Origin of the sequence: Kitasatospora sp. NPDC004745 (assembly GCF_042873275.1) — a bacterium.
GTDB lineage: Bacteria > Actinomycetota > Actinomycetes > Streptomycetales > Streptomycetaceae > Kitasatospora.
In genome coordinates this window covers 46,398-71,318 of sequence record NZ_JBIALK010000034.1, presented here as the reverse complement: position 1 = coordinate 71,318, position 24,921 = coordinate 46,398, and the positions used below count along the sequence as shown (strand labels likewise).

Sequence of the window (24,921 nt, the reverse complement as noted above, 5' to 3'; positions counted from 1 at the left end):
CACCCGGGCGCCGCCCTCACCTGCCGGGCGCGACCCGCCCGACCAGGTGGAGCAGCCGGTCGAGGGCGTCCTTGGAGTTGGGCTCGGTGAGGTTGACCATCAGCCGGAAGGCCACCTTCAGCAGGGACGGGTGGCCGAGTCCGGCGGCGCCGGCGGCACCGAGCAGCCGGGGCCGGCCCAGGAGGTCGGCGGCGAGGCGCCCGAGTGCGAAGTATCCCGCGTAGGCGGACCGCAGGGCCTGCGGGTAGGCGCGCAGGGCGAGCTCGCGGCCGCGGTCGGTCCGCCGGGCGAGGGCCTGGACGACGGTCTCGGCGGCGAAGCGCCCGGACTCCATCGCGTAGGCGATGCCCTCGCCGGTGCCGGGGCTGACCGTGCCGCCCGCGTCGCCGACGAGCAACAGACCGTCGGCGTAGTGGGGTTGGCGGTTGAGCCCCATCGGGAGGGCGGAGCCCCGGACGGGTTCGGTGACGGCTTCGGGGGTGTAGGCGTACTCGGGCGGCAGGTCGTCGCACCAGCGGCGCAGGAGGTCCCGCCAGTCGAGGTCGATGTGCGCGGTGTCGAGGACGCCGAGGCCGACGTTGGCGGTGCCGTCGCCCATGCCGAACACCCAGGCGTAGCCGGGCAGGAGCCGGCGGCCCGGGTCGCCCGGGTCGCGCAGGTCCAGCCAGGCCTCCAGGTAGCGGTCCTCGTGGCGGGGGGTGGTGAAGTAGGTGCGGTAGGCGACGCCCATGGCGCGGTCCGTCCGGCGGTAGCGCTTCATGGCGACGGAGAGCCGGGTGGAGTTGCCGTCGGCGGCGACCACGACCGGTGCCCGGTAGCTGACCGGTTCGCGTTCCTCGCCGAGCCGGGCGGTGACACCGGTGATCCGGCCGGTCCGTTCGTCGACCAACGGGCCCGCCACGTTGGCCCGTTCGACCAGCCGGGCGCCGGCCGAGGCGGCCCGGCGGGCGAGCAGTTCGTCGAAGTCGGCGCGCCGCCGGACCAGGCCGTAGCCGGGGAAGGCGGACAGCTCGGGCCAGTCGAACTCGATCGAGCGCCGGCCGGAGACCAGCCGCAGGCCCCGGTTGTGCAGCCAGCCGGCCTCCTCGGAGACGTCGATGCCGAGGTCGGTCAACTGTTTGACGGCGCGCGGGGTGAGGCCGTCCCCGCAGACCTTCTCGCGCGGGAAGGCGGACTTCTCCAGCAGCAGGACGTCCAGGCCGGTACGGGCCAGGTGGTAGGCGGCGGTGGAGCCGGCCGGGCCGGCGCCGACCACGATGACGTCGGCGTCCTCCCCGGTCCGGGCGGACCGGCCGCCGTCTCCGGTCACCTGCTGCTCTGGGCCGGGCATCGCGCACTCCCACGGGTCGGATCGGGTGTGGAACTCGACGGAATCGGAGGGACTCAGACGGACGATAGAGAACCCCGGTGCCCGCCCGCCGCCCCGACACGCGGGCCCGCCCCGATGACCGGTCAATACCGGCCATCGGGGCGGGCCCGGCCCACCCGGTGGGTCAGAGCCCGCCGTTGACCACCGCGCTGGAGACGGCGCCCGGGCTCACGTTCCACTTGGCGAGGATCTTGTCGTACGCGCCGCCGCGGATCACCTGGTCGAGGGCCTTGGAGATCACGTCCCGCAGCGCGGTGTTGTCCTTGGCCACGGTGATGCCGTACGGGCCGGACTGCAGGAAGTGGGTGTTGGCGAGGACGAACTTGCCGACCCGCTCCGGCGTGGTGGTGTTGTACTGGGCGACCGGGTAGTCGTTCAGGTCGGCGATCGCGGTGCCGGAGGCGACCTCGGCGAGCGCCTGGTCGTCGTTGTCGAAGCGGTGCACCTGGAGCACCTTGCCGGTGCGCGGGCAGGCGCCCATCTGGCGGGTGGCGAACTCGTCCTGCAGGGTGCCGCGCTGGACGGCGACGGTCCGCCCGCAGAGGCTGTCGACGGTGCTGAGCGGCACCTGGTTGCCGGCCTTGACGACCATGGACGTCCCGGTCGTGAAGTAGTCGACGAAGTCGACTCCGGGGTCGGCCTGGTGGCCGTCGTCGGCGGCCCCGAGCTGGCGCTGCTTGGTGTCGATCACGGCGGACATGACCAGGTCGATGCTCCTGCTCTGGACGGCCGGGATGAGCTTGTCGAACGGCATGTCGACGAACTCGACGCGCAGGCCGAGGTAGTCGCCGATGGCGGCGGCGATCTCGGGGTCGAGCCCGGCGGGCTTGGCGTCGTTGTCGCGGAAGTCGACCGGTGGGTAGTGGAGGTAGGAGCCGATCTTCAGGACCCCGGCGTCCTTGACCGCCTTGGGGATCCGGTCGCGCAGGTCGGCCTGGCTGCCGGGGACGGACCCGGCGCCGCTGCCGCAGCCGGTCAGCAGTAGTCCGCCGGCGCCGAGCAGGGCGGCGGCGCGGGCCGGGAGCACGGGGGTGCCGGAGCGGCGGTCGGCGGGGCGGCGGTCCGCGGAGCTCCGGGCGCCGGAGCGGCGGTCGCCGGAGCTCCGGACGATCGGTCTTTGGCCGGGAGTGGGGGCGGAGCAGGGGGTGTGGTCGGGGGTGCGGTGCATCGCGATGCGTCTTCTTCGCAGTGAGAGTGCGGGCAGGGAGACGCCGCGCCGGAGTGGCTGCCGGGGTACGCAGTGCGGACCTCGTCGCCGTGTGCCCAGATCGGGCCGCCGGGGGTGCGGGGCGGCCGGTCGGCGGAGGTCCGCCGTCGGGGGCGGTCGGGGTCATCCTCGCACCCCGCGCCGGGCGCCCCGTCGCCGGGTCGGTGGGCGGCCGGTCGGCCTGCCCTCACGCGGGGGCCGGGGCGTCCGGCGGACCTCAGGCCTCGACCCGGTACCAGCCGTTGCCGCTGCGGAACCAGAGCGTCCCGTCCCGGCCGTGGGCGGGCCCCGGGTCGATCCCGCCGGGCAGCTGCAGCCGCTGTCCGCCGGTCCGCTTCCACTGCTTGCCGACCAGCAGGTGCCGGGTCAGCTCGCCGCTCCTGGAGAGGAAGACGCCCTCGCGGCCGCGGACGGCGAATCCGGCCGGCAGCCGCACGGGGCAGGGCACCGTCGTGGCCGAGCCGTCCACCGGGTCGATCTGGGTGAGGTAGCTGCCCGAGGAGCTCGGGTACCAGGCCAGCCAGGCGTGGCGGCCTTCGGTGGCGCCGGCGAGGCCCTCCAGCGGGTAGTCCGGCAGGCGGTCCTGCGGGCGGTCCCGGGGGCTCCACACCGGCCGGCCCCTGGTGTCGGCGGCCCGCAGCCCCGGGATCGCCATCGGGTGGTCGCCGTAGATGCCCTCGTCCCCGTACGCCATCCAGATCCGGCCGTCCCGGTCGGTCACCAGCGCGCGGACGTCGTCGCCGAGGAGCAGTTCGCGGCTCGGCGACCCGTCGGCGCCGTACACCACGCCGTTGGGCAGCCAGTCCTCGCCGTCCCGGCCCGGCCGGGCGTCGGTCAGGAGGATCCGGTGGCCCGGCAGGAGCGCCAGGTGGTCCGGCGAGGCCCCGACGCCGGTGAGCGGCACCCGCCACTCGCCGTGCCGGCCCAGCACCACGACCTCGCCGTCGAACGGCAGCCTGATGAACGGCCAGGCCCCGGGCGGCGTCGCGTACTGCTCCGGCACCACCAGGACGGCCAGTTCGCCGTCCGGCCCGACCGTCCAGGTCAGGGCCCGGCGGCCGGCCCGGCGTTCCTCCTCGGGCAGCCGCCAGACCTCGACCGGGTGCCGGTTCGTCGCCACCGGGCCTCAGACCCGCGCCGCGAACGCGGAGGACAGCAGCGGACGGACGCTCATCGGGCGGGTCACCTCTGGCAGTCGGGAGGAGGGTCGGCAGGTCAGCGGGACGGGAGCCACTGTACCGGGGGGTGCGTCACCGGTCCGACGGCCCTTAGAGTCGGGCCCATGGCCTCGAACGACCGCAGCCGTGCGGCAACCACGCTCGACCCCGCAAAGATGATCGCCGACGCCCGCCGGGCGCTCTTCACCATGGTCGGTGTGCTGGCGGCGATCTGGCTGATCCAGCTCGTGAACTGGATGGACGACTACCACCTCGGCCGGCAGTTCGGCGTCGTGCCGCAGGATCCGAGCCGGCTGCCGAACATCGTCACCGCGCCGTTCCTGCACTGGAACTGGGCGCACCTGGAGGCCAACTCGGGCCCGCTGTTCGTGTTCGGCTTCCTGGCGGCCTACCGCGGCGTGAAGAAGTTCCTCGGCCTGACCCTGCTGGTCGCGCTGACCAGCGAACTGACCGCCTGGGTCTTCGACAGCCCGGACTCGGTCGGCGCCGGGGCGAGCGGCGTGGTGTTCGGCTACTTCGGCTACGTGGTGCTGCGCGGGGTCGTGGACCGCAACCTGGTCGACACGCTGATCGGCGTCGTCCTCGGCGCCTCGTTCGCCTACATGGTGACCGCCGCCCTGCCCGGCGTCGCCCCGGGCATCAGCTGGTCCGCCCACCTGGGCGGTCTGGTCGGCGGCCTGGCCGGCGCCTGGATCTTCCGCGACCGCGCCCCGCGAACGGCGACCACACCCGTGCCCGCGCCCGCGTCGGCCTCCGGGGTCGGGTCCGGGGCCGCCACCGGGCGGGCCGCCGCCGCTCCGGGCAGCCCCAACGCCGCCCTGCTCAAGGAGCTGGACGACCTCGGCCTCTAGGCCGCGACTGACAAGTCCCGCCCGGTCGTCAGGGGTTGACCGCCAGCACCACGTAGGCGGCCAGCACCGCGAGGTGGACCGCGCCCTGCAACGGGGTGGCCCGGCCCGGGACGACGGTCAGGGTGCCGAGCACCACGGTCAGCGTCAGCAGCACCAGGTGCGCGGGGCCGAGGCCGAGGACGAGCGGGCCGGTGAGCCAGTACGAGGCGATGGCGACGGCCGGGATGGTGAGGCCGATGCTGGCGAGCGCCGAGCCGAGGGCCAGGTTGAGGCTGGTCTGCACCCGGTTGCGCAGGGCCGCGCGCAGCGCCGCGATGGTCTCCGGGAGCAGCACCATCAGGGCGATCACCACGCCGACCACCGAGTGCGGCAGCCCGGCGTCGTCCACCGCGGACTCGATGGTCGGTGAGACGCCCTTGGCGAGCCCGACGACGGAGACCAGGGCGACGCCGAGCAGCAGCAGGCTGACGCCGGCGGCGGCGGGGGTCGGCGGGTGGGCGTGGTCCTCCTCCTCCAGCACCCGGCCCTCGGGGGTGACGGGCAGGAAGTAGTCCCGGTGCCGGACGGTCTGGGTGGCCACGAACAGCCCGTACACCACGATCGAGGCGGTGCTCGCGTAGATCAGCTGGGTGGTCGAGAACTGCGGCCCGGGGGTGCTGGTGGTGAAGGTCGGCAGCACCAGGCTGAGCGTCGCCAGGGTGGCGATGCAGGCCAGCGCCGCGCCGGTGCCCTCGGCGTTGAAGACGGCGGTGCGGTGCTTGACCGCGGCGACCAGGATGGACAGCCCGAGGATGCCGTTGCAGGTGATCATCACGGCGGCGAAGACGGTGTCACGGGCCAGGGTGGCGGACTTGTCCCCGCCGTCGGCCATCAGCGTGACGATCAGCGCGACCTCGATCACGGTGACCGCGACGGCGAGCACCAGGGATCCGAAGGGCTCCCCCGACCAGTGCGCGATGACCTCGGCGTGGTGCACGGCGGCCAGGACGGCGGCCACCAGGAAGCAGGCGACCACACCCACCACCCAGCCGGGCAGGTCCCGGTGCCAGGTCAGGGCGAGGACGACGAACGACACCACCGGAACGACGACGGTCCATCGCGCGGAGGCCGCGCGGAGCTTCGTGATCATGCGCCGAGGATCCCAGACCGGGGGCCCGTCACCCGGGTGCCCGCGCCGGGGTACGGGGGGATGTGACCCGGTTCATCCCGCTTCGTCCGTTCACCCGCCGTAGTCGGCCAGGTACCGGAGCACCTTGTCGACGTGCGGGCGGACGCGCTCGGGGACGCCGCCGGCGGTGGCCACCGTCTTGTCGCTGGTCCGGTAGGCCGCGGCGACCAGCGCCGGCAGGTCGCGGGTGTAGCCGCGGTGCTTGAGCTGCTGGTCCAGCCAGCAGACGTAGTTGCCCATGGCCGCGATGGCGTCCCCCGGGTCGAGGTACGACTTCGGGCCGGGGTGGTTCGCGGCCTTCGCCCACGCCTCGAAGACCGCGGGCGTCCACATCGCGATGCCGTACTCGCCGGTCTCCGGTCGCGCCGCGTTCGGGTCGAAGCCGCTCTCGGCCTTCAGCATGGCGGCCAGCAGCGCCGGGGTGATCTCCGGTTCGGGGCAGCGCCGGGCGGCGTCCTCGATCATGCCCCGGTAGGCCGCCGGCACGTCGGAGCCGACCGGGATCGCCCCGGGGGGCGGCGTGGCCCGGTGGGCGGCCGGGGCGAGCGGCTCCGGCGCCCCGGTCAGCGCGAGCACCGCCGCGGCACAGGCCAGCAGGCCGGCGAGGGCGCGCAGGGCGGCGCGGCGGCGGACGGGCGGACGGGCGGCGGCCCGGGCGACCAGCGCCGCGAGGTCGGTGCGGGCCCGCTCCTCCCTCCCGGGCGCCAGGCAGGCGGTGACCACGGCCCGCCACGGCCGGGGCAGCGACGCGTCCAGCCGCAGCGGCGCCGCACCGCGCGCGTACGCCTGGGCGGCCAGCGAGCGGGCCCGGGCGGTGGCGCCCAGGAAGGGGTGCAGGCCGCCGGTGAGCAGCTGGTGGGCGATCACCCCGAAGGCCCAGACGTCGGCGCTGGGGCGCAACACGACGCCGCGCGCCCCGGTGCGCTGGGACCACCACTCGGGCGGGACGTGGTCGGGCGAGCCGAGCGGCGGGGCGTAGGCGTGGGTGCCCTCGAGTTCGGCGGTGAGGCCGAAGTCGGCGATCTTGGCGGTGCCGTCGGCGAGCAGCAGGATGTTGGCCGGTTTGAGGTCCCCGTGCACCCAGCCGGCGCGGTGCATGTGGGTCAGTCCGGCGCAGACCTCGGCCAGCAGGCGCTCGGCCCCGGGGACGGGGACGCCGGGGCGGGCGGTGGCCAGCACGTCCTGCAGGCTGCGGGCGGCACGCTCCATCACCAGGGCGACGGCGCCGTCGAGGCCGGGGTGGTCGGGGTCGTCGACGACCGCGACCGCGAGGGTGCGGATCAGGTGGGGGTGGTCGGCGCGGCGGCTGAAGCGCAGCTCGCTGCGGGCGATCTGGGCCATGGTCCGGCGCTGGCCCGGGCTGAGCCGGGCGGGGCTGAGCAGTTTGACGGCGGCCGGGGTGCCGTCGGGGCCCTCCGCGGCGTAGACGCTGCCCCAGGCGCCGGCGCCGAGCAGGGCGCCGGTGCGGTAGCCGGCGAACCGGTAGCCGGCCGGGACTTCGAAGGTCGGGGCGTCGTACGGCTGGGGGTCGCAGGGCTGGGCGCCGCGGGGCTGGGCGTCGGGCGGGCCTCCCTCGGGCGGCGGCGGGTCGGTCCTCACGGCGGGTCGGTCCTCAGGGGCGCCGGGGCGGGAGCAGGGCCAGGTGCTCCTCCCGGACGAGGTCGAACTTCAGTGCCAGGGCCGCGAGTTCCTCGCGCTTGCCGCCGCCCGGCGCCTCCTCGTAGGGCTCGCGCAGGCGCAGTTTCGTCCACACCAGGTAGTCGATGTGGTAGTTGACCGCCGAGCGGGTCAGTCCGCGGCAGGAGGGCAGCGCACGCAGCCGGGCCAGCACGTCGGTCACCCCGGGGACGGCGGCGGCGGAGGGTGAGCGCAGCCTGGGCTCGCAGAGCGCGAGCAGCACCAGGAAGTACTTGGCGGTCGGGTCGAGGGCGAACGGGCTGACAGTGCGTTCGCCCTCGGAGCCGCCGGCGTCCTCGACTCCGCCGCCCGCCGACCGTCCGGGGGCGGCGCCGCCCGGGCCGGGGGCCAGGTAGGCGTGCTGCGGGGCGAAGACCTTGAACGAGACGGGTTCGCCGAGCGCGGGAAGCAGCACCCGGGAGAACTCGAACGGGACGGGTGCGCCGAGCCGCCCCGGCGCCACCTTGACGTGCTCGCCCGCGCCCTCCAGGTTCTCCACGACGTAGGTGGCCGTGGTGCTGAAGTTGGAGAGCAGCCAGTAGTCCTCGGCGGCGGTGACCTCTCCCGCGCGGCGCGAGACACCCTGGTCCGTGAGCGGGATGGGGGCCGGCCGGCCCGGCTCGCCGCGCCCGAAAACCGCGGTCTCACCAGGCCCCATCCGCAGCAGTTCGGGGGCCCGGCCGGGCGCCACCACCGGTGCCGGGTCGGGAAGTTGGACGATGACCGTGTCCACGCAGACACCTCCGTCGGTCGGGTCGATGGTATCCGCCCTTTCCGCTCCGATGGCAGTTCGCCACCCGGACGGGTGAAGGGGCCGGACCACCGCGACGGGCGGGGCGCCGACGAACTGATCGTTCGTCAGTCGGCGATCTGTCCGCGTGCTGAACACTGCGAGAACGGTTGCAGCACGTAGTTGAATGGTCACCTTGAGTGTGACGTAACACACACGAAACATGTTCACGTTCTGTGCAAGACTCATCCCAAGGAGTGAGACACCCTTAATTTCCAAGGAGGTTCATATCATGCGCGCTCGGATCGCAGCCGTGATGGTGGCGACGGCAGGGATCGCGGGTCTCTCGGCCGGACCGGCCCTGGCGACCCCGATGACGGCCGAGACCGGCACCGTGGCCTGCGCCGCCGTGCTCAACCAGCCGTGCATCTCGCACCAGGCCGACGGTGAGGGCTTCGTCGGCACGGCCCAGGTGTCGGCCGCCCCGGGGCAGTTGACGGTCCTCCGGGTCGAGGTCCGCACCCAGAAGGCCTGGGGCAGCCCGTGGGAGACGGCCACGTCGACCACCACGGTCCGCCTCGGCTCGGTGAAGGCGACCACCCCGCGCGTCGTCACCAACGACCTGAAGATGATCTGCGCCACCGCCGGCCCCGCGCTGGACGCCGCGCAGCAGGTCACCACCTGTACCAACCCGTTCTGATCCTTCGCCAACCCCCGTTTGGCGAAAGGGATCCGGAACGCGGGGGCGGCACTCGGCCACCCCACGGGCCTCAGGGCCGGCCACCGTACGCGGTGGCCGGCCCGTTCGGCGTTCCGGCCCGTTCGGCGTTCCGGCCCACTCGGCGTTCCGGATCGTACGGCGCTCCGACCCGCCCCCGGGCCCGTGCGCGTCAGCGCTTGCGGAGCCAGTCCGCGAAGGCCGCCAGGGCCGGGGCCGGGTCGCGGCGGCCGAGGCCGATCCGGAAGCGGTCGGCCGGCGTGGGCGTCAGCTCGGAGCGGAAGATCCCGGCGGGCAGCAGCAGGACGCCCGCCTGCTCGACCAGCGCCGTGCAGAACTCCTCGACCCCGTCCGCGCCGAGGTAGCGCGGGTAGGCGACACAGCCGCCGTCCGGGGCGCGCCACTCGAAGAGGTCGGCGAACTCGGCGAAGAAGGCGTCGAACTGCGGGACGTTCTCCGCGATGATCGCGCGGTTGCGCTCCAGGATCCGCTCCCGGTTGTTCAGCGCGATCCGGGCCAGCACCTCGCTCGGGGCGGAGTTGCAGATCGTGGTGTAGTGCTTGGCCCGCTCCAGCCGGGAGCGCAACTCCGTGTCCCGGCAGGCGATCCAGCCGATCCGCAGGCCGGGCAGGCCGAGCGCCTTGGAGGTGACGTTGAGCGAGAGGGCGCGCTCGGAGAGGTCGGCGGCCTGCGGCAGGGCGCGGGCCCGGTCGCGCTCGAGGCCGCGGTAGACCTCGTCGGAGAAGAGCCGGATGCCGCGTTCCTCGCACAGCTGCGCCAGCCGCGTGAAGTCGGCGGCGTCGATCACCTTCCCGGTGGGGTTGTTGGGGAAGTTGACCGACACCACCCGGGTGTTCGGGCGCAGCGCGGCCTCGACGGCGTCCAGGTCGAGCGCCCAGTCCCGCGCCGCGTCGAGGGCGACCCCGGTCACCTCGCAGAGGGAGAGCGGGATGGTCTCGGCGGACTGGTAGTTGGGGGTGAGCACCACGGCGTGGTCGCCCGGTTCGAGGAGCACCTGCATGGCGAGGTTGAGCCCCTCCTGGGCTCCCCCGAAGCAGATCACGTCGTCGGCGTCCACCTGCTCGTACGTCCCGGCGATCGCCCGGCGCAGCCCCGGGTCGCCGTAGGTCTCGGTGTAGCCGAGGGCGAGGGTGTCCCACGCCTCCCGGTCCTCGGGGCCGGCCAGGGCGAGCAGCTCGGCCATCGTCATGGTCTGGGCGTCGGAGGCGGTGAGGTGGTGCCGCGCGGTGAACTCCCATTGGGAGAAGTGGGTCTCGAGTCGGAAGTCGGGGAGCCTGGTCATGGCTGGTCACTCGCTCTCGTGCGGTCGTGCGCTGGTGCGGGGGTGTCCCCGGGTCCGGCGTTCCCGGGTCCGGCGTCACGGGGTTCGGCGTCACGGGGTTCGGCGTTCCGGGATTCGGTGTTCCTGAGTTCGGCGAGCAGGGTGTACACGGTCGAGCGGGACACCCGGAGCGCGGCGGCGACGGCGGGGGCGGCCCGGCGGACGGCGAGGACCCCGGCCTGGTCGAGTTCGTGCAGCACCGCGAGCCGGTCCTCGCGCCCGAAGCGCTCGAGCGGGCGGCCGTGCGCACGCACGTATCCGCCGATCACGTCGTTCATCCGTTCCGTCCAGTCCCGTTCGAACAGCGGCTCGGGGCGGGGGGCGGTGGGTGCGGCGAAGCCGGCCAGCAGGGCGGCGGCCTGTTCCAGCGGGCCCCGGTCGAGGTTGACGCAGAGCACCGCCGAGGGCCGCCCGGCGTCGTCGCGCAGCACGGCGCTGACGGAGGAGAGCCGGCGGCCGTCGGGCAGCAGCTTCTCGTAGGGGCCGTAGACGTCGGGGGCGGACGGGTCGAGGGCGTCGAGTTCGCCGAGCAGCGACGGGTCCCCGGGGGCGCGGGTGGTCATCGGGTTCCACACGGCCAGCACCCGGTCCGCGGCGGCGTCGTGCAGCACCACCTCGGCGTAGGGGCCGAGCAGCAGGGCCACGGCGCGGCAGGCGGGGGCCCAGGTGCGGATCCGCGGGTCGGCGGCGTCGGCGGCTGCAGCGGGTTCGGCGGTCATGTTCGGACTGTACGTCCAGTCCGGACGTTTCGTCCAGGCGTGCGGGCACGGGCCCCGGGGGGGTGCGGCGGTGGCGGGAACGGCGGAGGGCCCCGCCCGTGGGTACGGGCGGGGCCCTCCGCGCTTCGACGGCAGCCGGTCAGCGGCTACGGGTCGGCGGCAGCCGGCCGGTGGCCGGCGGTCAACGGCAAGGCGGTCAACGGCAGGTGATCAGCAGACCGAGGACGGCGGTGCAGCTACGGGTGTCCCGGCTGGTGGCCGGGGACGGGTCGGCGGGCACGCCGGCGGTGCGGGCCACCGTGACGTCGAAGGTGCGGACCAGGCTGAGCAGGCCGACCGAGACCGAGAAGTGCCGGGTGGTGCTCGCGCCCTTGGCCAGCGGAGCGGTCACCGCGCAGGTGAGCTTGGTGCCCGCGATGGTGCAGTCGCTCGAGGTCGCGGCGAGGCCGACGGGGAGGTCGGCGGAGACGGTGGCCGAGGTCAGCGGGTCGGGGCCCTGACCGGTCAGGGTGACGGTGTAGTCGACCCGGCTGCCGAGCAGACCGCTCACCGGGGTCGCGGTGAGGGCGACACCGAGGTGGGCGCTGGGGGCCGTGTAGGTGAACCGGTCGCCGGCGACGGCGGCGCTGGTGCCGCCGGGCGTGGTGACCCGGACGTCCACCGGACCGGTCACCGTGGTGGCGGGGGCGGTGGCGGTGCAGCTGGTCCTGGTGCAGCTGAACCTGGTGGCGGCACCGGCCGCGCCGAAGGTCACCGCGGTGGCGCCGTTGAGGTCGGTGCCGGTCACGGTCACGGCGGTGCCGCCGACCCCGGAGCCGCCGGCCGGGCTGATCGCGGTGACGGCCGGCACCGGCAGCGGGAAGTTCAGCACGTCGACGGCGCTGCCGTTGAAGTCGGCCAGGTAGCCGTGCCGCCCGTCGGGGGCGACGGCCAGGGTGTAGGGGTTCGCCCCGACCGGCACGGTCGCGGTGACGGTCCGGCTCGCGGTGTCCACCACGCTCACGGTGTCGTCGTCGTAGTTGGACACGTACGCGGCGGTGCCGTCCGGGGAGATCGCGACGGCGTACGGGCCGGAGCCGACCGCCACCGTTCCGGTCAGCGTGTTGGCGGCGGTGTCGAGGACGGCGGCGGTGGCGTCGTCGGCGTCGGCCGCCCAGAGCCGGGTGCCGTCCGGGCTGAGGGCGAGCCCGAAGACGCTGTGGCCGACGGGGACGGTGGCACTCACCGTGCCGGTCGCGGTGTCGACCACGTTCACCGCCTTGGCGCCGGAGGCCGCGACGTAGAGGCGCTTGCCGTCGGCGGAGAGGGCGAGTCCGTGCGGTTCCGCGCCGACCGGGACGGTCGAGGTGACGGTGGCGGTGGCGGTGTCCAGCACGCTGACGGTGCCGGCCCCGGCGTTGCTGACGTAGGCGCGCGTGCCGTCGGCGGACAGGGCCAGGCCCCACGGCTGGGCGCCGACCGGGACGGTGGCGGTGACGGTGTTGCCCGTGGTGTCCACCACGCTGACGGTGCCGTCGAGGTGGTGGGTCAGGTAGGCGCGGTGCCCGTCCGGGGAGACCGCGACCGCGTAGGAGCCGCTGCCCGCGGTGAACGTGCCGGACACCGCCCTGGTCGCGGTGTCCAGCACGCTCACCGTACCGGTGCTCTGGCTGGTGACGTAGGCCCGGCCGCCGTCCGGCGTGAGCGCGACGCCCGCCGGGTAGTCCGCCACCGCCACGTGGGCGGCGACGGTCGGCGGCGGCGTCACGGCCTCGGCGGTGACGGGCTGCGACAGCAGCGCGGCCGTGGCCGCGGTTATCGCGGCCACGGCCGTCCAGGTGCGCCGGGGTGCACGGGCTGTTCTCACGGGTCTCTCCAGGATGGTCGGTCAAGGAAACACAACGCCGGTCGCTCCGGCGCCCCCCGCGGTTCCGGAACCGCACGAAGCGTAGAAGCACCCCTGACCGACCGTCAGGGGCTGATCGGTAATGTCGCCAACTGTTCAGATTCGATCGATTCGACACACCCGATCCGATCCCGACCCGATCCTGAACCGTTCCCGATCCGATCCCGGCGCGATCCCGATCCGCCCCCGCCTGATCCCGCTCCGCCGTCGACCCGGTCGGGATCGTGCAGAAAATTGGAGTTCCGGAATCGCATTCGCTAGCGTTCCGCACGTGAGGCTGACCAAGAGCACCGACATCGCCCTCCGGATCGCCATGCGACTGGCCGTCCTGGGCGAGGAGGCCAACCCGACCACCCGCGAGGTGGCCGAGTCGGTCGGGGTGCCCTACACCCACGCGGCGAAGGTGGTCAGCCGGCTGCAGCACCTCGGGGTCCTGGAGGCCCGACGCGGGCGCGGCGGCGGGCTGATGCTCACCTTCGCCGGACGCACCGGCTCGCTCGGACTCCTGCTGCGCGAGCTGGAGGGGGTCGGCGACGTGGTCGGCTGCGAGGACGACCCGCCGTGCCCGCTGCGGGCCGCCTGCCGGCTCCGCGGTGCGTTGCGGACGGCGCAGGAGGCCTTCTTCGCCACCCTCGACCCGCTCAGCATCGACGACCTGGTGGCCTCCCCCACCGGGCCGGTCCTGCTCGGCCTCACCAGCAGACCCACCGACTGATCCGCCCCGGGCCCCGCGCACCCGCGCTCGGCCTTTAATACGCATCTCAGATACCAGTTCGGAGCCCGACTGATGCTGTCCGCCAAGTCCGCCGAGGTCGTCGAGGCCACCCTGCCCGCCGTGGGCGGTGCCATCGGGGACATCACCCCGCTCTTCTACGAGCGGATGTTCGCCGCCCACCCCGAGCTGCTGCGCGACCTGTTCAACCGGGGCAACCAGGCCAACGGCACCCAGCGGCAGGCCCTCGCCGGATCGATAGCCGCCTTCGCGACCGCCCTGATCGCCCACCCGGACCAGCGGCCCGACGCGATGCTCGCCCGGATCGCGCACAAGCACGTGTCCGTCGGCATCCGCAACGACCAGTACCGGATCGTCCACGAGCACCTGTTCGCCGCGATCGTCGACGTGCTCGGCGAGGCCGTCACCCCGGAGGTCGCCGCCGCCTGGGACGAGGTGTACTGGCTGATGGCGAACGCCCTGGTGGCCGTCGAGGACCGGCTGCGCGCCGAGGCCGCCGCCGGCGGCGACCCGGCCGACCTCTGGCGCCCCTACACCGTCGTCGCCCGCTACCAGGAGACCGACACCGTCACCACCTTCCTGGTCCGCCCCGCCGGCGGCCGGCCCGCGCCCGCCGCCCGCCCCGGCCAGTACGTCTCGGTCCGCACCGAACTCGCCGACGGCGCCCACCAGATCCGCCAGTACAGCCTCTCCGGCACCGCCGACGGCGCGCTGCGCTTCAGCGTCAAGCGCGAGCCCGGCGGCGAGGTCTCCGCCCACCTGCAGGACCACCTGCACACCGGCGGCACCGTCGAACTCTCCCCGCCGCTCGGCGACATCGCCCTCGCCGACGGCGACGGGCCGGTGCTGCTCGCCTCCGCCGGCATCGGCAACACCCCGATGACCGCGATGCTCCACCACCTCGCCGCCACCGGCTCCCCCCGCACCGTCGTGTCGGTGCACGGCGACCGCGACCAGCTCAGCCACGCCTTCCGCGCCGACCTCGCCCAGCTCACCGCCAAGCTGCCGAACGCCACCGCCCACGTCTTCTACGAGCAGCCGCTCGGCGAGTGGCCGGCCGAGCGCACCGGGCTGGTCGACCTCTCCACCGTCGAGGTCCCGGCCGGCACCACCGCCTACCTGTGCGGACCGCTGCCCTTCCTGCGCACCGTCCGCGAGCAGCTGCTGGCGGCGGGCGTCCCCGCCGCCGACATCCACTACGAGGTGTTCGGTCCGGACCTCTGGCTCGTCTGAGGCCCCGCCGCACGCGGCCCGCTCGGGACGGATCCCGGGCGGGCCGCCGCCGCGCCGCCGGCCGGGCCGCACCCGGAGGCCGGGCCGCCCGCGGCCGCCGCCGCAGTCGGTCGACGGCGCCCGCGATCACTCCGGGCGGAGCTCCAGCGTGCAGCACTTCGCCCCGCCGCCGCCCTTCAGCAGCTCCGAGACGTCCACCGGCACCGGTTCGTAGCCGGCCTCGGCGAGCCGCCCGGCCAGGTTCTTCGCGGTCTCGGGCAGCAGCACCCGGCGGCCGTCCGAGACGGCGTTGAGGCCGAACACCTCGGCGTCGGCCCGGTCGGCGAGGATCGCGTCCGGGTACAGGGTGCGCAGCACGGCCCGGCTGTCCGCGTCGAAGGCCTCCGGGTAGTACATGACGTGGTCGTCGGCGAGCACCGCCAGCGCCGTGTCCAGGTGGTAGAAGCGCGGGTCGACCAGGGTCAGGCTGACCACCGGGACCCCGAACAGCGCGCCCGCCTCGGCGTGCGCGGCCCGCGAGGTGCGGAAGCCCGAGCCGGCGAGCACCCGGCGGCCGACCACCAGGTGGTCGCCCTCGCCCTCGTTGACGTGCCCGGCGCGGCGCACCTCCTGGTAGCCGTTCGCCCGGAACCAGGCCTGGTAGGCCGTGGACTCGGCGGCCCGCTCCGGGTACCGGAAGGTCGCGACCAGGGCCCGGCCGTCCAGCACGGTCGCGCCGTTGGCGGCGTACACCATGTCGGGCAGGCCGGGCACCGGGTCGATCAGCTCGACGGTGTGGCCGAGGCGCCGGTACAACCGGTGGAGCCGCTCCCACTGGCGCAGCGCGAGCGCGGTGTCGGTGGGCTGCGCCGGGTCCATCCACGGGTTGATGGCGTAGTCCACGGTGAAGTGCGTCGGCCGGCACATCAGGTAGCGCCGCGGCCGGGCGGTGCGCTCCGGGGTCTGGGTGGGCATTCCTCCACCGTCCTTGGGTGCGGGGGGTTCGGGGCGGTCCGTGGTTCGGAAGACCGTTCGACAGGCGGCTGCCCCGGCGGCGCCGTTCGCACACCCGCGCGGACGCCCCCGGCTGGCGCAACCCCCCGCGCACCCGGCGCGAGCCCCGGCGCACGGGCCGCGGTGAAGGGGACGCGGTGAAGGGGCCGTCGCGCACGGGCCGCGGCGAACGGGCCGCGACGCGTCAGGTGCCGCGGGCGGACGCACCCCGCCCCGCCCCACCTCCCCAACCGCGCGACCTCCGCACCGCGCGACCTCCACGCTCTGCACCGCTCTACCAGCGCACCGCGGCGAAGTCCACCGGGGCGGGCCGCAGCGACCGGCAGCGCTCGGCGAGCGCGCGCAGCCGCCGGTCCGCCTCCGCGGCGGGCATCCGGCGCCGCTCACCGTGGCCTGGCAGCAGCCACTCGAAGTGCAGCGCGCCCAGGCTGCGGTCCAGCGAGGCGGAGAGCTCCTCGATCGAGTACCAGGTGATGCTCTCGTGCACCTCCACGTCGCCCGTGGTGCGGGACCAGTAGAGGGTGTCACCGGTGAAGCAGTACCGGTCGTCCACCGCGTAGAGCACGCTGCCCCGGGTGTGGCCGGGGAAGGGACGGGCGGTGACGCCCGGGGCGATCTCCACCGGGTCGAGGCCGCGCAGCACCCGGTCGGCGTCGGGCGCGGCGTCCAGGTCCCCCTCGTGGATCCAGAGCCGGGCACCGAGGCGGTCGGCGTACCGGCGGCCGTGCGCCGCGTGGTCCCGGTGCGTCAGGAGTACGTCGGTGACGGGGCCGAGTGCCTCGTAGCGCGCGGCCAGCGCCTCGGCGAAGCGGGGCGTGTCCACCATCAGCCACCCCGTGGGGCGGCGGCACAGGTAGGAGTTGGCGCCCGCGGTGTGGCGGGAGTTGTGGCCGAGCAGCAGCACCTCCTCGTCGAGGGCGAGCGGGAAGGGGTCGCCCGCCGGGTCGAGCGGGCCGGCTGCCGGGCGGACGGAACGGGTGGGGCAGGCGTGGGCGGCCGCCAGGAGGCTGCGGTGCTCGGCCTCGTCGCGCGGCTGGCGGACCAGTTCGGAGCGCCCGCGGTGCTCGCGGATCAGCCCGGGGGCGAGCTGCCGGGCGACGTCGCAGTTGGTGCAGCGGTCGTCGACGGTCCAGTCTCCGGGCAGGCCGGAGGAGGCGTTCGGAGTCATGGGTGGCTTCCCCTCGTCACGGGACGGCGGCCGGCGACAGGGCCCGGCGGCCGGCGCGATCGCGCTCCTCGAGGATGGTCCGGGCACGCCAGGAAGCGGAAGGGGGCGCGGATCTTGTGCTTTCCGGTGACCGGCGCTCTGGCCGGCGCTCTCACCGGCGCGGGGGGGTACGTGGCCCATCTCACGCGCCTCCCCGGTCACCTACGGTGGCGTAGGTCACTTGAGAAGGTGAACTATCTACTTCATGCCGAACCTCCAGGAGACCCTTGACCTCAGTTCGTACGCCGCCCTCGGGGACAGCTTCACCGAGGGCCTGAACGACCCCGGAGCGGACGGCGCCTTCGCCGGCTGGGCCGACCGCCTCGCCAAACTGCTCGCCGACGCCCGCCCGCCGGGCGGCTTCCGCTACGCCAACCTGGCGGTCCGCGGCCGGCTGCTCGACCAGATCGCCGCCGAACAGGTGCCGCAGGTCCAGCGGCTCCAGCCGGACCTCGCCACCTTCTGCGCCGGCGGCAACGACATCCTCCGCCCGGGCAGCGACCCGGACGAGGTGGCCGAGCGCTTCGAGGCGGCCGTCGTCCGACTCACCGAGGCGGCGGGGACGGTGCTGATCTGCACCGGCTTCGACACCCGGGACGTGCCGCTGCTGAAGCACCTGCGCGGCAAGATCGCCACCTACAACGGGCACATGCGGGCGGTCGCCGACCGCAACGGCTGCCAGGTCGCCGACCTGTGGTCGCTGCGCGCCGTGCAGGACCGGCGTGCCTGGAGCGAGGACCGCCTGCACCTGTCCCCGGAGGGCCACCAGCGGGTCGCCCTGCTCGCCGCCCGCTCGCTGGGGCTGCGCACCGAGCAGGACCCGGAGGCGCCCTGGCCCACCGTCCAGGAGCTGTCCGCCGCCGACCAGCGGCGCGAGAACATCCAGTGGGCCCGCGAGTACCTGCTGCCCTGGGTCGGGCGGCGCCTGCGCGGCGAGTCCTCGGGCGACAACGTCGAGGCCAAGCGGCCCGACCTGCTGCCGCTCTGACCCTGCGTCAGACCCGGTCGGGTGCTGCGGGCCGCTCGGTCCGCAGCACCCGGCGTCCCCGGTGCACCCGGCGCCCCCGGAGCGCGCTCAGCGCCCGGTGGACCAGCGCGGCGGACAGCGCGCCGACCAGGTACCAGAACAGGTCCGGCGGGTTGAAGGTCGACCCCAGCACCAGACGGGCCGGCGTGCTGCGCCGGCCGAGCTCCTCGGGCACGCCGGTGAGCTGCAGGAACTCCACCGCCCAGCTCACCACGGAGGCCGTCACGGCCGCCCGCCACGGCCGCACCCGCGGCGCGACCAGCACCACCAGCGCGTACACCAGCACCGTGTAGAGCGCGTCCCCGGCGGCCTTCGCGGGCTCCCCGCCGAGCAGCGCCCGCGCCCCCAGCCCGGCCGCCACCGTCAGCCCCGCCGCCGCGCCGGCCGCAGCCCGCACCCACCCGTGCCCCCGAAGACCGTCCATCCGGCCCACCCTACGGGCCGCCCGCCCCGCCCCTCGACCCCGCTCCCCCGCACGCCGTCAGCACCCCCGCCACGCCCCGGCCACCACCCCTCCACCCACCGGCCCCCTCCCCCCAGGAACCACTGCCCCACCCCGGACGTCACTCCCCCTGCACGCCGTCCGCGCAGGTCGCGGACGGGTGGGACGAGAAGGGCGGGCCGGGAGCGGTGACGCAGGTGATAGACGCGGTGGACGGGGTGGGGCTGCCGGGGCGGCGGGCGTTCGCGGTGGCCGGGTTCGCGTCGGGGCAGGACGGCCGGGCCCGCGAGCGCGGGAAGGCGCTGCGGACCAAGGTGCCGCGGGAGCAGCACGCCGAGCTGGTGCCCGTGGCGGGGCGGCCGACGGCCGTCGAGGCGATCGAGGCGTCCAACGCGGGCCGGATCGGCGCGCTGGTGCCGATCCGGGTCGGCCGGATGGCCGCCACGCCGTTCGCGTTCCTGCGCGGTTCGGCCGGTCTGATGGCCGCCGACCTGGTCGGCACGCCGGACACCGGGGTGTCCGCCCAGCTGTGCGGGGACGCGCACGCCGCCAACTTCGGGCTCTACGGCGACGCCCGCGGTCAACTCGTGATGGACATCAACGACTTCGACGAGACCGTGCCCGGCCCGTGGGAGTGGGACCTCAAGCGGCTGGCCGCCAGCCTGGTGCTGGCCGGCCGGGAGACCGGCGCCGGCGAGGGCACCGCGCGCGCCGCCGCCCAGCACGCGGCCGGTTCCTACCGCCGGACCATGCGCACCCTGGCCAAGCTGCCCGCGCTGGACGCCTGGAACGCCGTCGCGGACGAGCAGCTGGTGTCCTTCGCCGACGCGCACGACCTGGCCGACGTGCTGCGCAAGGTCGGCACGAAGGCGCTCGGCAACACCAGTGCCAGATTCGCCGCCCGCAGCACCGAGCGGACGGACGACGGCGGTTGGCGCTTCACCGCCGCTCCGCCGGTGCTCACCGAGGTGTCCGACGCGACCGCCCGGGCCGTCGCCGCCTCGCTCGGCCCCTACGTGTCCACGCTGCCCGCGGAGGTGCGCACCCTGCTGTCCCGCTACCGGGTGCAGGACGTGGCGTTCCGGGTGGTGGGCACCGGCAGCGTCGGCACCCGCTCGTACGTGGTGCTGCTGACCGACCACCGCGACCAGCCGCTGGTGCTCCAGGTGAAGGAGGCCCGGCCCTCCGTGCTGCTGCCCCACCTGCAGCCGGCCGGCCACCCGGTGCCCGGCCGGGACGGGCACGAGGGCCGCCGGGTGGTGCTCGGCCAGAAGCACATGCAGGTGGTCAGCGACACCCTGCTCGGCTGGACGACGGTGGACGGGCTCCCGTACCAGGTGCGGCAGTTCCGCAACCGCAAGGGCAGCGTCGACCCCGCCGCGCTGCTGCCGAACCAGCTGGACGACTACGCGCGGATCACCGGGGCCCTGCTGGCCCGGGCGCACGCGCACACCGCGGACCCGGCGCTGCTGGCCGGCTACTGCGGCAAGAGCGAGGCACTGGACGAGGCGGTCGCCGCCTTCGCCGTCGCCTACGCGGACCGGACCGAGGCCGACCACGCCGACCTGGTCGCCGCCGTGCGCGCGGGGCGGCTCCCGGCCGAACACGGCGTCTGACGCCCGCTCCGCCGCCCGCGCCCCTCGCCTGCTGACGGCGTCCCGCTGGTGCCGCCCGTCGAGGCCGCCGAAGCCGTCCGGCGCCTCAGCGGGCGAGGAACGGCGCGACCGCCGCGACGAACTCGGCGGGCCGGGCGGCGTGCACCAGGTGCCCGGCCTCGACGGTGACCGACCGGCAGTCGGGGATCCGCCCGGCGAGCTCGACCAGCCCCTCCTGCGGGACGTGGCTGGTCGGGCCGCCGCCGACCACCAGGGTGCGGGCGGTGATCCGGGACAGCCCCTCCCGCCAGGCCGGGTCCGGGCTGTCGATCTGGGCCTTCACGGCGCCGACCACCGCCCAGTCGAAGTGCACCGGGCCGTCCGGCCCGTCCGGCACCGCGGAGGCCGGCCGCGGGTACGGCGCCGGCACGTCCTCCAGGACCAGCCTGGCGACCCGCTCCGGCCGGTGCTGCGCCAGCAGGTGGGCGACCACGCCGCCCATCGAGTGGCCGACGAGGTCGACCCGCGCGAGCCCGAGCGCGTCGAGGAGGGCGAGCACGTCGTCGCGCATCTCCGGCAGCCCGTACCCGGCGGTGCGGCCGCTGTCGCCGTGACCGCGCAGGTCCGGGGCGTACACGCGGTGGCCCGGCGCCAGTGCCGGCAGGACGACGTCCCAGTCGGAGGCGCGCTCACCGAGCGCGTGCAGCAGCACCAGCGGCGGGCCGTCCACGGGCCCGCTGGTACGGCAGGCGAGTGCCACCTCGGGCAGGTTCACGATCCGGACTTCGTTCATGCCCGCCACCGTACGGGCCGACCGGCCGTCAGCCGACGGCCGTTCGCCCTCGGCGCACCCCGCGTGGTTCCGGCCGCGACCTGCGGAGTCAGCTGTCGGACCCTCCACTTAGGGTGGGTGCAGGTCGACGGTCAATCGGTGATCCGTCGGTGATCAAGGGGGCAGGGCCGTGCGGATCGAACGTCACCGGGTGGACGCGTCGCGGGTGGCTGAGGCGCGCGACGGCTTCGTGAACCGGATCGGGAGGCAGGTCCACTCCTACTCCCGCGCCGGCCTGATGACCACCACCGAGTGGCAGCTGATCGCCGACTCCTTCCTCGACTACCTCGGCGCCCTCTCCACCACCCGGCCCGACCTGGACTCCGCCGAGGCCAAGGCCGTCCTCAAGGACGCCACCGAGGCCGCCGCCGGCGCCGTCTCCTTCGCCGCCTACTACCCGGTCGACGGCTTCCACGTCTTCCTCGACTACCCGAACTTCGGGATGAGCTACGACCGCGAGCACGGGCTCGCGCGCGACCCCCGGCACCTGGTCACCGCCCGGGAGTGGCTGGACGCCTTCTGCCTCGCGATCGTCTCCGACAAGGTCTCCCACCACGGCGAGGCCTTCGGCTGGGCCCGGCAGCTGATGCCGGACGAACCGGTCACCCCCGCCCTCGAACTCGTCGACGGCTTCTTGGCCCACTACTTCGAGGAGGGCGGCTCCCCAGACTCTGCCGACTCCGCCGATGCCGACTCCGCCGACTCCGACTCCGCCGGCGGGGCGCAGCCCGGTCTGCGCGCCCTGCGCGCCCTCACCGACGGGGACCGCGCGGCCTTCGACGCCGCGCTGCTCGCGCTCCTCCAGGACGGCCCGCACGGCACCCGGCCCGCCGACCTCCTGCCGCTCGTCCCGATCGCCCTCGCCGCCCTCGGGTACCGCACCCACGGATGGACCCCGGCCGTCGACACCGACTACCTCCCCCACGCCCTGGTCACCGGCTTCGAGACACCCGGCCCGCGCGTCCACGGCCTCGGCCGGGACCGGCGCCCCGACGCGGTGGCCCGGCTCGCCGCCGGGCCCGTCGACCTCGACCGTCCGATCCCGGCCCTACCCCTCAGCCCGGACAGCGAGGCGCGGTTCGAGCAGCGCGTCCAGCGGGCGATCACTCCGAAGGAGGGCGAGCCGCTGGACGCGTGGGAGCTCACCGGCGCCCTGCGCTACCAGACCTGGCTCCTCGCGGCACGCGCCTCGGAGTCCGCCGACGCCACCGACGCCCAGCTCGCCGACCTGCGGCTCGGCTCCGGACTCGGGGCCGCCGCGTTCCGGGCCGCCCTCGCCGAACCGGGCACCGAGGCCGAGGTGACGGTCGACGGGCGGACGCTCCGCTTCCCCGCCAGCCGGTGCAGCGACTTCGGGCCGGCCTTCTGGGAGACGGCCCTGTCCTACGCGCTGATCACCGGCAGCTCCGAGGACCTCGAACCGCTCGTCCTGGCCGGCCCCACGATCGCCGCCGAGGACCGCTCCCCGTTCGCCTCGTACCGCACCGCCCTGCACGACCACCTGCGCGGCGCGGACCCGCTCCCGGCCACCCGGCGCGCCCTGGAGGAGGTGGAGCGCAGCAGGGAGCAGGGCTTCCTCCCTCCCCCGGTCGTCCTGTTCTCCCAGCTCGTCGAGGGCGACGAGAGCAGCTTCAACCTCGCCCTGCTCGACGCGCTGGAAGCCCACCGCGATCACCACTCCGTCGCCGACCGGGCCACCGAGGCCGGTGCCGCGCTCAGCCTCGGGGTCCTCGCCCTCGCCTGCCACGCCCGGCGCAGCCGCGGCTGGTCGATACGCGTCCGGTCGCCCTACCTCCCGCCGCGCCTGCTGACGGCGGCCGGGGCCGGGGCCGGGGCCGTCTGACGCCCCGGGCCGGGCCGGGCCGGGCACACCGTCAGCGTCCGAGGCCGGGCAGGAACAGCGGAGAATCCGCCGGGGCCACGGCGTTCAGGGGGCCGGGCGCAGGTCGTCCTGGTCCTTGAGGACGGTCACCTGCTCGCCCGAGTCGACGTACGAGACCACCCCTCGCCACCGGCCGTCGGCGCCTCGCCGCCACTCGGTGAGGAGGCCGCGCACCCACTGCGCGTCCACCCGGACCAGGCAGGGCTTGGCGGTGCTGGTCGGCCGGTACGCGGGGAAGCAGCGGATGCAGGCGCCGCGCCCCTGGGCCATGGCGTCGGCCAGCGCGACGCGGGTGGGCTCGTGCACCTCCTTCCCGAAGCGGGCCGCGCGGGCCTGCCCGTCGGCGAGTGCCTCGCACGCCACCGAGCGGTGGAACACCGAGCCGCCCCGGGTCGTCCAGACGGACGCGGTCAGACCTCGGGGAACCGCTTTGCAGTGACCGCACTGCCCGACTATCAGTCCGTGATCACACCGCTCGTCAGCCATGACTGCATCGTGCCGCCGGCCCGGCGGAAGATCAATGACACCTCGTCAGGCCACCGTTTCGGGAGCCCGGGCGGGGGTTCGGCGACGGCACGGAAAGGGCTCCCGGGCAGCCCCTCGCCCTGCCGGGCGGGGCGCGGGCCGAGCCCGCCGGAGCGGCACGCCCGCATCAGGAGCCCCGGTCAGCCGTCCGGGGTCACCCCCTGTCCCGGCCGGCCCGTCCGGGGGCCCGGTGGGCGGCCGTCGGTCGGGGGCCGGGGTGTGGTCGGCGGTGGGTCCAGGTGCGGGGGTGATCGTATGATGTGCGCGGATCGGGGCCGGTCAACGGCCCACGGGGGCGAGGGGGAACCATGTTCGGCATCATCAGACCGTGCAAGCACCGGCTGTCCGAGCGGCTCCGCGCCTCGTGGATGGCGCACCTGTGCGGGCTCTGCCTCGCCCTGCGCGACGACCACGGCCAGCTCGCCCGCACCGCCACCAACTACGACGGCCTGATCATCTCGGTGCTGGTCGAGGCCCAGGCCGCCCGGGACGACTCCTCCTGGCGGCGCACCGCCGGGCCGTGCCCGCTGCGCGGCATGCGCACCGCCTCCGTCGCCCGGGGCGAGGGTGCCCGGCTCGCCGCCGCCGTCTCGCTCGCCCTCGCCTCGGTCAAGATCCGCGACCACGTCGAGGACCGCGACGGGGTGTTCGCCCGGCGCCCGGTCGCCGCCGGGGCCCGGGCCGTCACCCGCCGGTGGGACCGGAAGAGCGCCGGCAGCGCCTCCGCGATCGGCTTCGACACCGGCGTGCTGCTCGAAGCCGCCTCCCGCCAGGGCGGGTTGGAGCGGACGCTGCGGCCGGGCGGTTCGGTCCTGCTGGTCACCGAGCCCACCGAGACCGCCACCGCGGCCGCGTTCGCGCACACCGCCGTCCTCGCAGGGCGCCCCGGCAACGCCGCCGCGCTCGCCGAGGCCGGGCGGCTCTTCGGCCGGCTCGCCCACCTCCTCGACGCCGCCGAGGACCAGGCCTCCGACGCGGCCAACGGCGCCTGGAACCCGCTCACCGCCACCGGCACCGACCGCGCCGAGGCCGAACGGCTGTGCCGCGACGCCGTCCACGGCATCCGGCTCGCCCTGCGCGAGGTCGAGCTCACCGACCGCGCCCTGGTGCACGCGCTGCTCGCGCACGAGACCGGGCAGGCCGTCGACCGGGTCTTCGGCCCGGCCGCCCACGCCGCCACCTGCCGCACCCGCAACGCCGGACCCGCCGGCGGCGAGCACCCGAACGACGCTCCGCCGCGCCGGGCGCCGCCCGGCCAGGACCCGCTCTCCCCGTGGGTGCCGCAGGGCCCCGGCTTCACCCCGATCGGTGGCAAGCCCCCGCAGCCGCGCAACCTGCTGGCCGGCTGCGCGGTGTGGGCTCTGATGGCCTGCAGCTGCCAGCTGCTCTGCTGCGAGCACGAGGACCCGTTCAGCCGGGAGCGCCGGGAGGGCTGGTGCCAGCGCAACTGCGACTGCGACTGCGACTGCTGCGACGGTTGTCAGTGCTGCGGTGACTGCTGCGACGGGTGCGACGGGTGCGACTGCTGCGACGGGTGCTGCTGCGACGGCTGCTGACCCGGCGTCACCCCTTGGTGGTGCGCCACTCCGACCGCCGGACCGCACCCGC

22 protein-coding genes are annotated in these 24,921 nt (G+C 75.1%); 8 read left to right on the top strand and 14 right to left on the bottom strand.

The genetic code is table 11. From position 1 onward, the window contains the following. Positions 1–16: 16 nt before the first annotated feature. From ACFYUY_RS35655 to ACFYUY_RS35645, 3 genes are all read right to left on the bottom strand, one after another. Entirely contained in the window at positions 17–1,330 is a 1,314-nt protein-coding gene (locus ACFYUY_RS35655) for a geranylgeranyl reductase family protein (RefSeq protein ID WP_360221491.1), read from the bottom strand. A gap of 163 nt (positions 1,331–1,493) precedes the next feature. After that, the gene (locus ACFYUY_RS35650; protein WP_387907085.1) at positions 1,494–2,537 is read right to left on the bottom strand and encodes an ABC transporter substrate-binding protein; all 1,044 of its coding nucleotides are present in this window, start codon (positions 2,535–2,537) and stop codon (positions 1,494–1,496) included. 256 nt (positions 2,538–2,793) lie between these two features. Further along, positions 2,794–3,696 (bottom strand): hypothetical protein, encoded by a 903-nt coding sequence (locus ACFYUY_RS35645; RefSeq protein ID WP_387907082.1) that lies wholly within the window; start codon positions 3,694–3,696, stop codon positions 2,794–2,796. A gap of 162 nt (positions 3,697–3,858) precedes the next feature. Between ACFYUY_RS35645 and ACFYUY_RS35640 the strand changes: the two genes are divergently transcribed. Then, entirely contained in the window at positions 3,859–4,605 is a 747-nt protein-coding gene (locus ACFYUY_RS35640; RefSeq protein WP_387907080.1) for a rhomboid family intramembrane serine protease, read from the top strand. Positions 4,606–4,633: 28 nt separating this feature from the next. On the opposite strand, the gene ACFYUY_RS35635 is transcribed toward ACFYUY_RS35640, so the two are convergent. The 3 genes from ACFYUY_RS35635 to ACFYUY_RS35625 all read right to left on the bottom strand — a co-directional run bounded on the left by ACFYUY_RS35635 (position 4,634) and on the right by ACFYUY_RS35625 (position 8,183). After that, positions 4,634–5,734, bottom strand: a complete 1,101-nt coding sequence (locus ACFYUY_RS35635; protein WP_387907077.1) for a calcium:proton antiporter — start codon at positions 5,732–5,734, stop codon at positions 4,634–4,636. Between the two features lie 90 nt (positions 5,735–5,824). Next, on the bottom strand, positions 5,825–7,372 hold the full coding sequence (locus ACFYUY_RS35630; protein WP_387907074.1) for a serine/threonine-protein kinase: 1,548 nt from the start codon (positions 7,370–7,372) through the stop codon (positions 5,825–5,827). 13 nt (positions 7,373–7,385) lie between these two features. After that, positions 7,386–8,183 (bottom strand): serine/threonine protein kinase, encoded by a 798-nt coding sequence (locus ACFYUY_RS35625; RefSeq protein WP_360221473.1) that lies wholly within the window; start codon positions 8,181–8,183, stop codon positions 7,386–7,388. Between the two features lie 289 nt (positions 8,184–8,472). Between ACFYUY_RS35625 and ACFYUY_RS35620 the strand changes: the two genes are divergently transcribed. Continuing rightward, positions 8,473–8,880, top strand: coding sequence for a hypothetical protein (locus ACFYUY_RS35620; protein WP_387907071.1), 408 nt, complete (start codon positions 8,473–8,475; stop codon positions 8,878–8,880). A 190-nt stretch (positions 8,881–9,070) separates the two neighbouring features. On the opposite strand, the gene ACFYUY_RS35615 is transcribed toward ACFYUY_RS35620, so the two are convergent. The 3 genes from ACFYUY_RS35615 to ACFYUY_RS35605 all read right to left on the bottom strand — a co-directional run bounded on the left by ACFYUY_RS35615 (position 9,071) and on the right by ACFYUY_RS35605 (position 12,805). Next, on the bottom strand, positions 9,071–10,201 hold the full coding sequence (locus ACFYUY_RS35615) for an aminotransferase class I/II-fold pyridoxal phosphate-dependent enzyme (protein ID WP_387907068.1): 1,131 nt from the start codon (positions 10,199–10,201) through the stop codon (positions 9,071–9,073). Then, positions 10,198–10,959 carry a PAS domain-containing protein gene (locus tag ACFYUY_RS35610; protein WP_387907065.1) on the bottom strand — a complete coding sequence of 254 codons (762 nt, stop codon included), beginning with the start codon at positions 10,957–10,959 and terminating at the stop codon, positions 10,198–10,200. The genes ACFYUY_RS35615 and ACFYUY_RS35610 overlap by 4 nt, the downstream gene beginning before the upstream one ends. Before the next feature lie 196 nt (positions 10,960–11,155). Continuing rightward, positions 11,156–12,805: a beta-propeller fold lactonase family protein gene (locus ACFYUY_RS35605; RefSeq protein WP_387907063.1), complete on the bottom strand. Its 1,650-nt coding sequence runs from the start codon at positions 12,803–12,805 to the stop codon at positions 11,156–11,158. A 310-nt stretch (positions 12,806–13,115) separates the two neighbouring features. Between ACFYUY_RS35605 and ACFYUY_RS35600 the strand changes: the two genes are divergently transcribed. Together ACFYUY_RS35600 and ACFYUY_RS35595 are read left to right on the top strand one after the other, a co-directional pair. After that, entirely contained in the window at positions 13,116–13,559 is a 444-nt protein-coding gene (locus ACFYUY_RS35600) for an Rrf2 family transcriptional regulator (RefSeq protein ID WP_360221708.1), read from the top strand. Between the two features lie 72 nt (positions 13,560–13,631). After that, positions 13,632–14,810, top strand: coding sequence for a globin domain-containing protein (locus tag ACFYUY_RS35595; protein ID WP_387907060.1), 1,179 nt, complete (start codon positions 13,632–13,634; stop codon positions 14,808–14,810). 126 nt (positions 14,811–14,936) lie between these two features. Here the strand turns inward: ACFYUY_RS35595 and ddaH are convergent, their stop codons facing one another. Beyond that, entirely contained in the window at positions 14,937–15,764 is an 828-nt protein-coding gene (gene ddaH / locus ACFYUY_RS35590; protein WP_387907057.1) for a dimethylargininase, read from the bottom strand. Between the two features lie 313 nt (positions 15,765–16,077). After that, positions 16,078–16,971 carry an MBL fold metallo-hydrolase gene (locus tag ACFYUY_RS35585; protein WP_387907055.1) on the bottom strand — a complete coding sequence of 298 codons (894 nt, stop codon included), beginning with the start codon at positions 16,969–16,971 and terminating at the stop codon, positions 16,078–16,080. A gap of 244 nt (positions 16,972–17,215) precedes the next feature. Between ACFYUY_RS35585 and ACFYUY_RS35580 the strand changes: the two genes are divergently transcribed. Next, a complete protein-coding gene (locus tag ACFYUY_RS35580) occupies positions 17,216–17,998 on the top strand; it encodes an SGNH/GDSL hydrolase family protein (protein WP_360221696.1) in 783 nt (260 codons plus the stop codon). A 7-nt stretch (positions 17,999–18,005) separates the two neighbouring features. Here the strand turns inward: ACFYUY_RS35580 and ACFYUY_RS35575 are convergent, their stop codons facing one another. Next, positions 18,006–18,461: a DUF2809 domain-containing protein gene (locus ACFYUY_RS35575; RefSeq protein WP_387907051.1), complete on the bottom strand. Its 456-nt coding sequence runs from the start codon at positions 18,459–18,461 to the stop codon at positions 18,006–18,008. Positions 18,462–18,667: 206 nt separating this feature from the next. Between ACFYUY_RS35575 and ACFYUY_RS35570 the strand changes: the two genes are divergently transcribed. Further along, positions 18,668–20,095 (top strand): DUF2252 domain-containing protein, encoded by a 1,428-nt coding sequence (locus ACFYUY_RS35570; protein WP_387907049.1) that lies wholly within the window; start codon positions 18,668–18,670, stop codon positions 20,093–20,095. Between the two features lie 85 nt (positions 20,096–20,180). Here the strand turns inward: ACFYUY_RS35570 and ACFYUY_RS35565 are convergent, their stop codons facing one another. Then, a complete protein-coding gene (locus ACFYUY_RS35565; protein ID WP_360221690.1) occupies positions 20,181–20,867 on the bottom strand; it encodes an alpha/beta hydrolase in 687 nt (228 codons plus the stop codon). Positions 20,868–21,036: 169 nt separating this feature from the next. Here ACFYUY_RS35565 and ACFYUY_RS35560 point away from each other — a divergent pair, with 169 nt between their 5' ends. Next, positions 21,037–22,749: an Imm49 family immunity protein gene (locus ACFYUY_RS35560; RefSeq protein WP_387907046.1), complete on the top strand. Its 1,713-nt coding sequence runs from the start codon at positions 21,037–21,039 to the stop codon at positions 22,747–22,749. Positions 22,750–22,833: 84 nt separating this feature from the next. On the opposite strand, the gene ACFYUY_RS35555 is transcribed toward ACFYUY_RS35560, so the two are convergent. Beyond that, on the bottom strand, positions 22,834–23,166 hold the full coding sequence (locus tag ACFYUY_RS35555; RefSeq protein WP_387907043.1) for a hypothetical protein: 333 nt from the start codon (positions 23,164–23,166) through the stop codon (positions 22,834–22,836). Between the two features lie 455 nt (positions 23,167–23,621). Here ACFYUY_RS35555 and ACFYUY_RS35550 point away from each other — a divergent pair, with 455 nt between their 5' ends. Then, positions 23,622–24,869 (top strand): DUF5685 family protein, encoded by a 1,248-nt coding sequence (locus ACFYUY_RS35550; RefSeq protein ID WP_387907040.1) that lies wholly within the window; start codon positions 23,622–23,624, stop codon positions 24,867–24,869. Positions 24,870–24,921 lie beyond the last annotated feature (52 nt).

Bases quoted from the DNA above. Each gene is read 5' to 3' on its own strand.
- ACFYUY_RS35655 (WP_360221491.1), bottom strand. From the start codon at position 1,330: ATGCCCGGCCCAGAGCAGCAGGTGACCGGAGACGGCGGCCGGTCCGCC.
- ACFYUY_RS35650 (WP_387907085.1), bottom strand. From the start codon at position 2,537: ATGCACCGCACCCCCGACCACACCCCCTGCTCCGCCCCCACTCCCGGC.
- ACFYUY_RS35640 (WP_387907080.1), top strand. From the start codon at position 3,859: ATGGCCTCGAACGACCGCAGCCGTGCGGCAACCACGCTCGACCCCGCA.
- ACFYUY_RS35635 (WP_387907077.1), bottom strand. From the start codon at position 5,734: ATGATCACGAAGCTCCGCGCGGCCTCCGCGCGATGGACCGTCGTCGTT.
- ACFYUY_RS35620 (WP_387907071.1), top strand. From the start codon at position 8,473: ATGCGCGCTCGGATCGCAGCCGTGATGGTGGCGACGGCAGGGATCGCG.
- ACFYUY_RS35615 (WP_387907068.1), bottom strand. From the start codon at position 10,201: ATGACCAGGCTCCCCGACTTCCGACTCGAGACCCACTTCTCCCAATGG.
- ACFYUY_RS35610 (WP_387907065.1), bottom strand. From the start codon at position 10,959: ATGACCGCCGAACCCGCTGCAGCCGCCGACGCCGCCGACCCGCGGATC.
- ACFYUY_RS35595 (WP_387907060.1), top strand. From the start codon at position 13,632: ATGCTGTCCGCCAAGTCCGCCGAGGTCGTCGAGGCCACCCTGCCCGCC.
- ddaH (WP_387907057.1), bottom strand. From the start codon at position 15,764: ATGCCCACCCAGACCCCGGAGCGCACCGCCCGGCCGCGGCGCTACCTG.
- ACFYUY_RS35585 (WP_387907055.1), bottom strand. From the start codon at position 16,971: ATGACTCCGAACGCCTCCTCCGGCCTGCCCGGAGACTGGACCGTCGAC.
- ACFYUY_RS35580 (WP_360221696.1), top strand. From the start codon at position 17,216: ATGCCGAACCTCCAGGAGACCCTTGACCTCAGTTCGTACGCCGCCCTC.
- ACFYUY_RS35575 (WP_387907051.1), bottom strand. From the start codon at position 18,461: ATGGACGGTCTTCGGGGGCACGGGTGGGTGCGGGCTGCGGCCGGCGCG.
- ACFYUY_RS35565 (WP_360221690.1), bottom strand. From the start codon at position 20,867: ATGAACGAAGTCCGGATCGTGAACCTGCCCGAGGTGGCACTCGCCTGC.
- ACFYUY_RS35550 (WP_387907040.1), top strand. From the start codon at position 23,622: ATGTTCGGCATCATCAGACCGTGCAAGCACCGGCTGTCCGAGCGGCTC.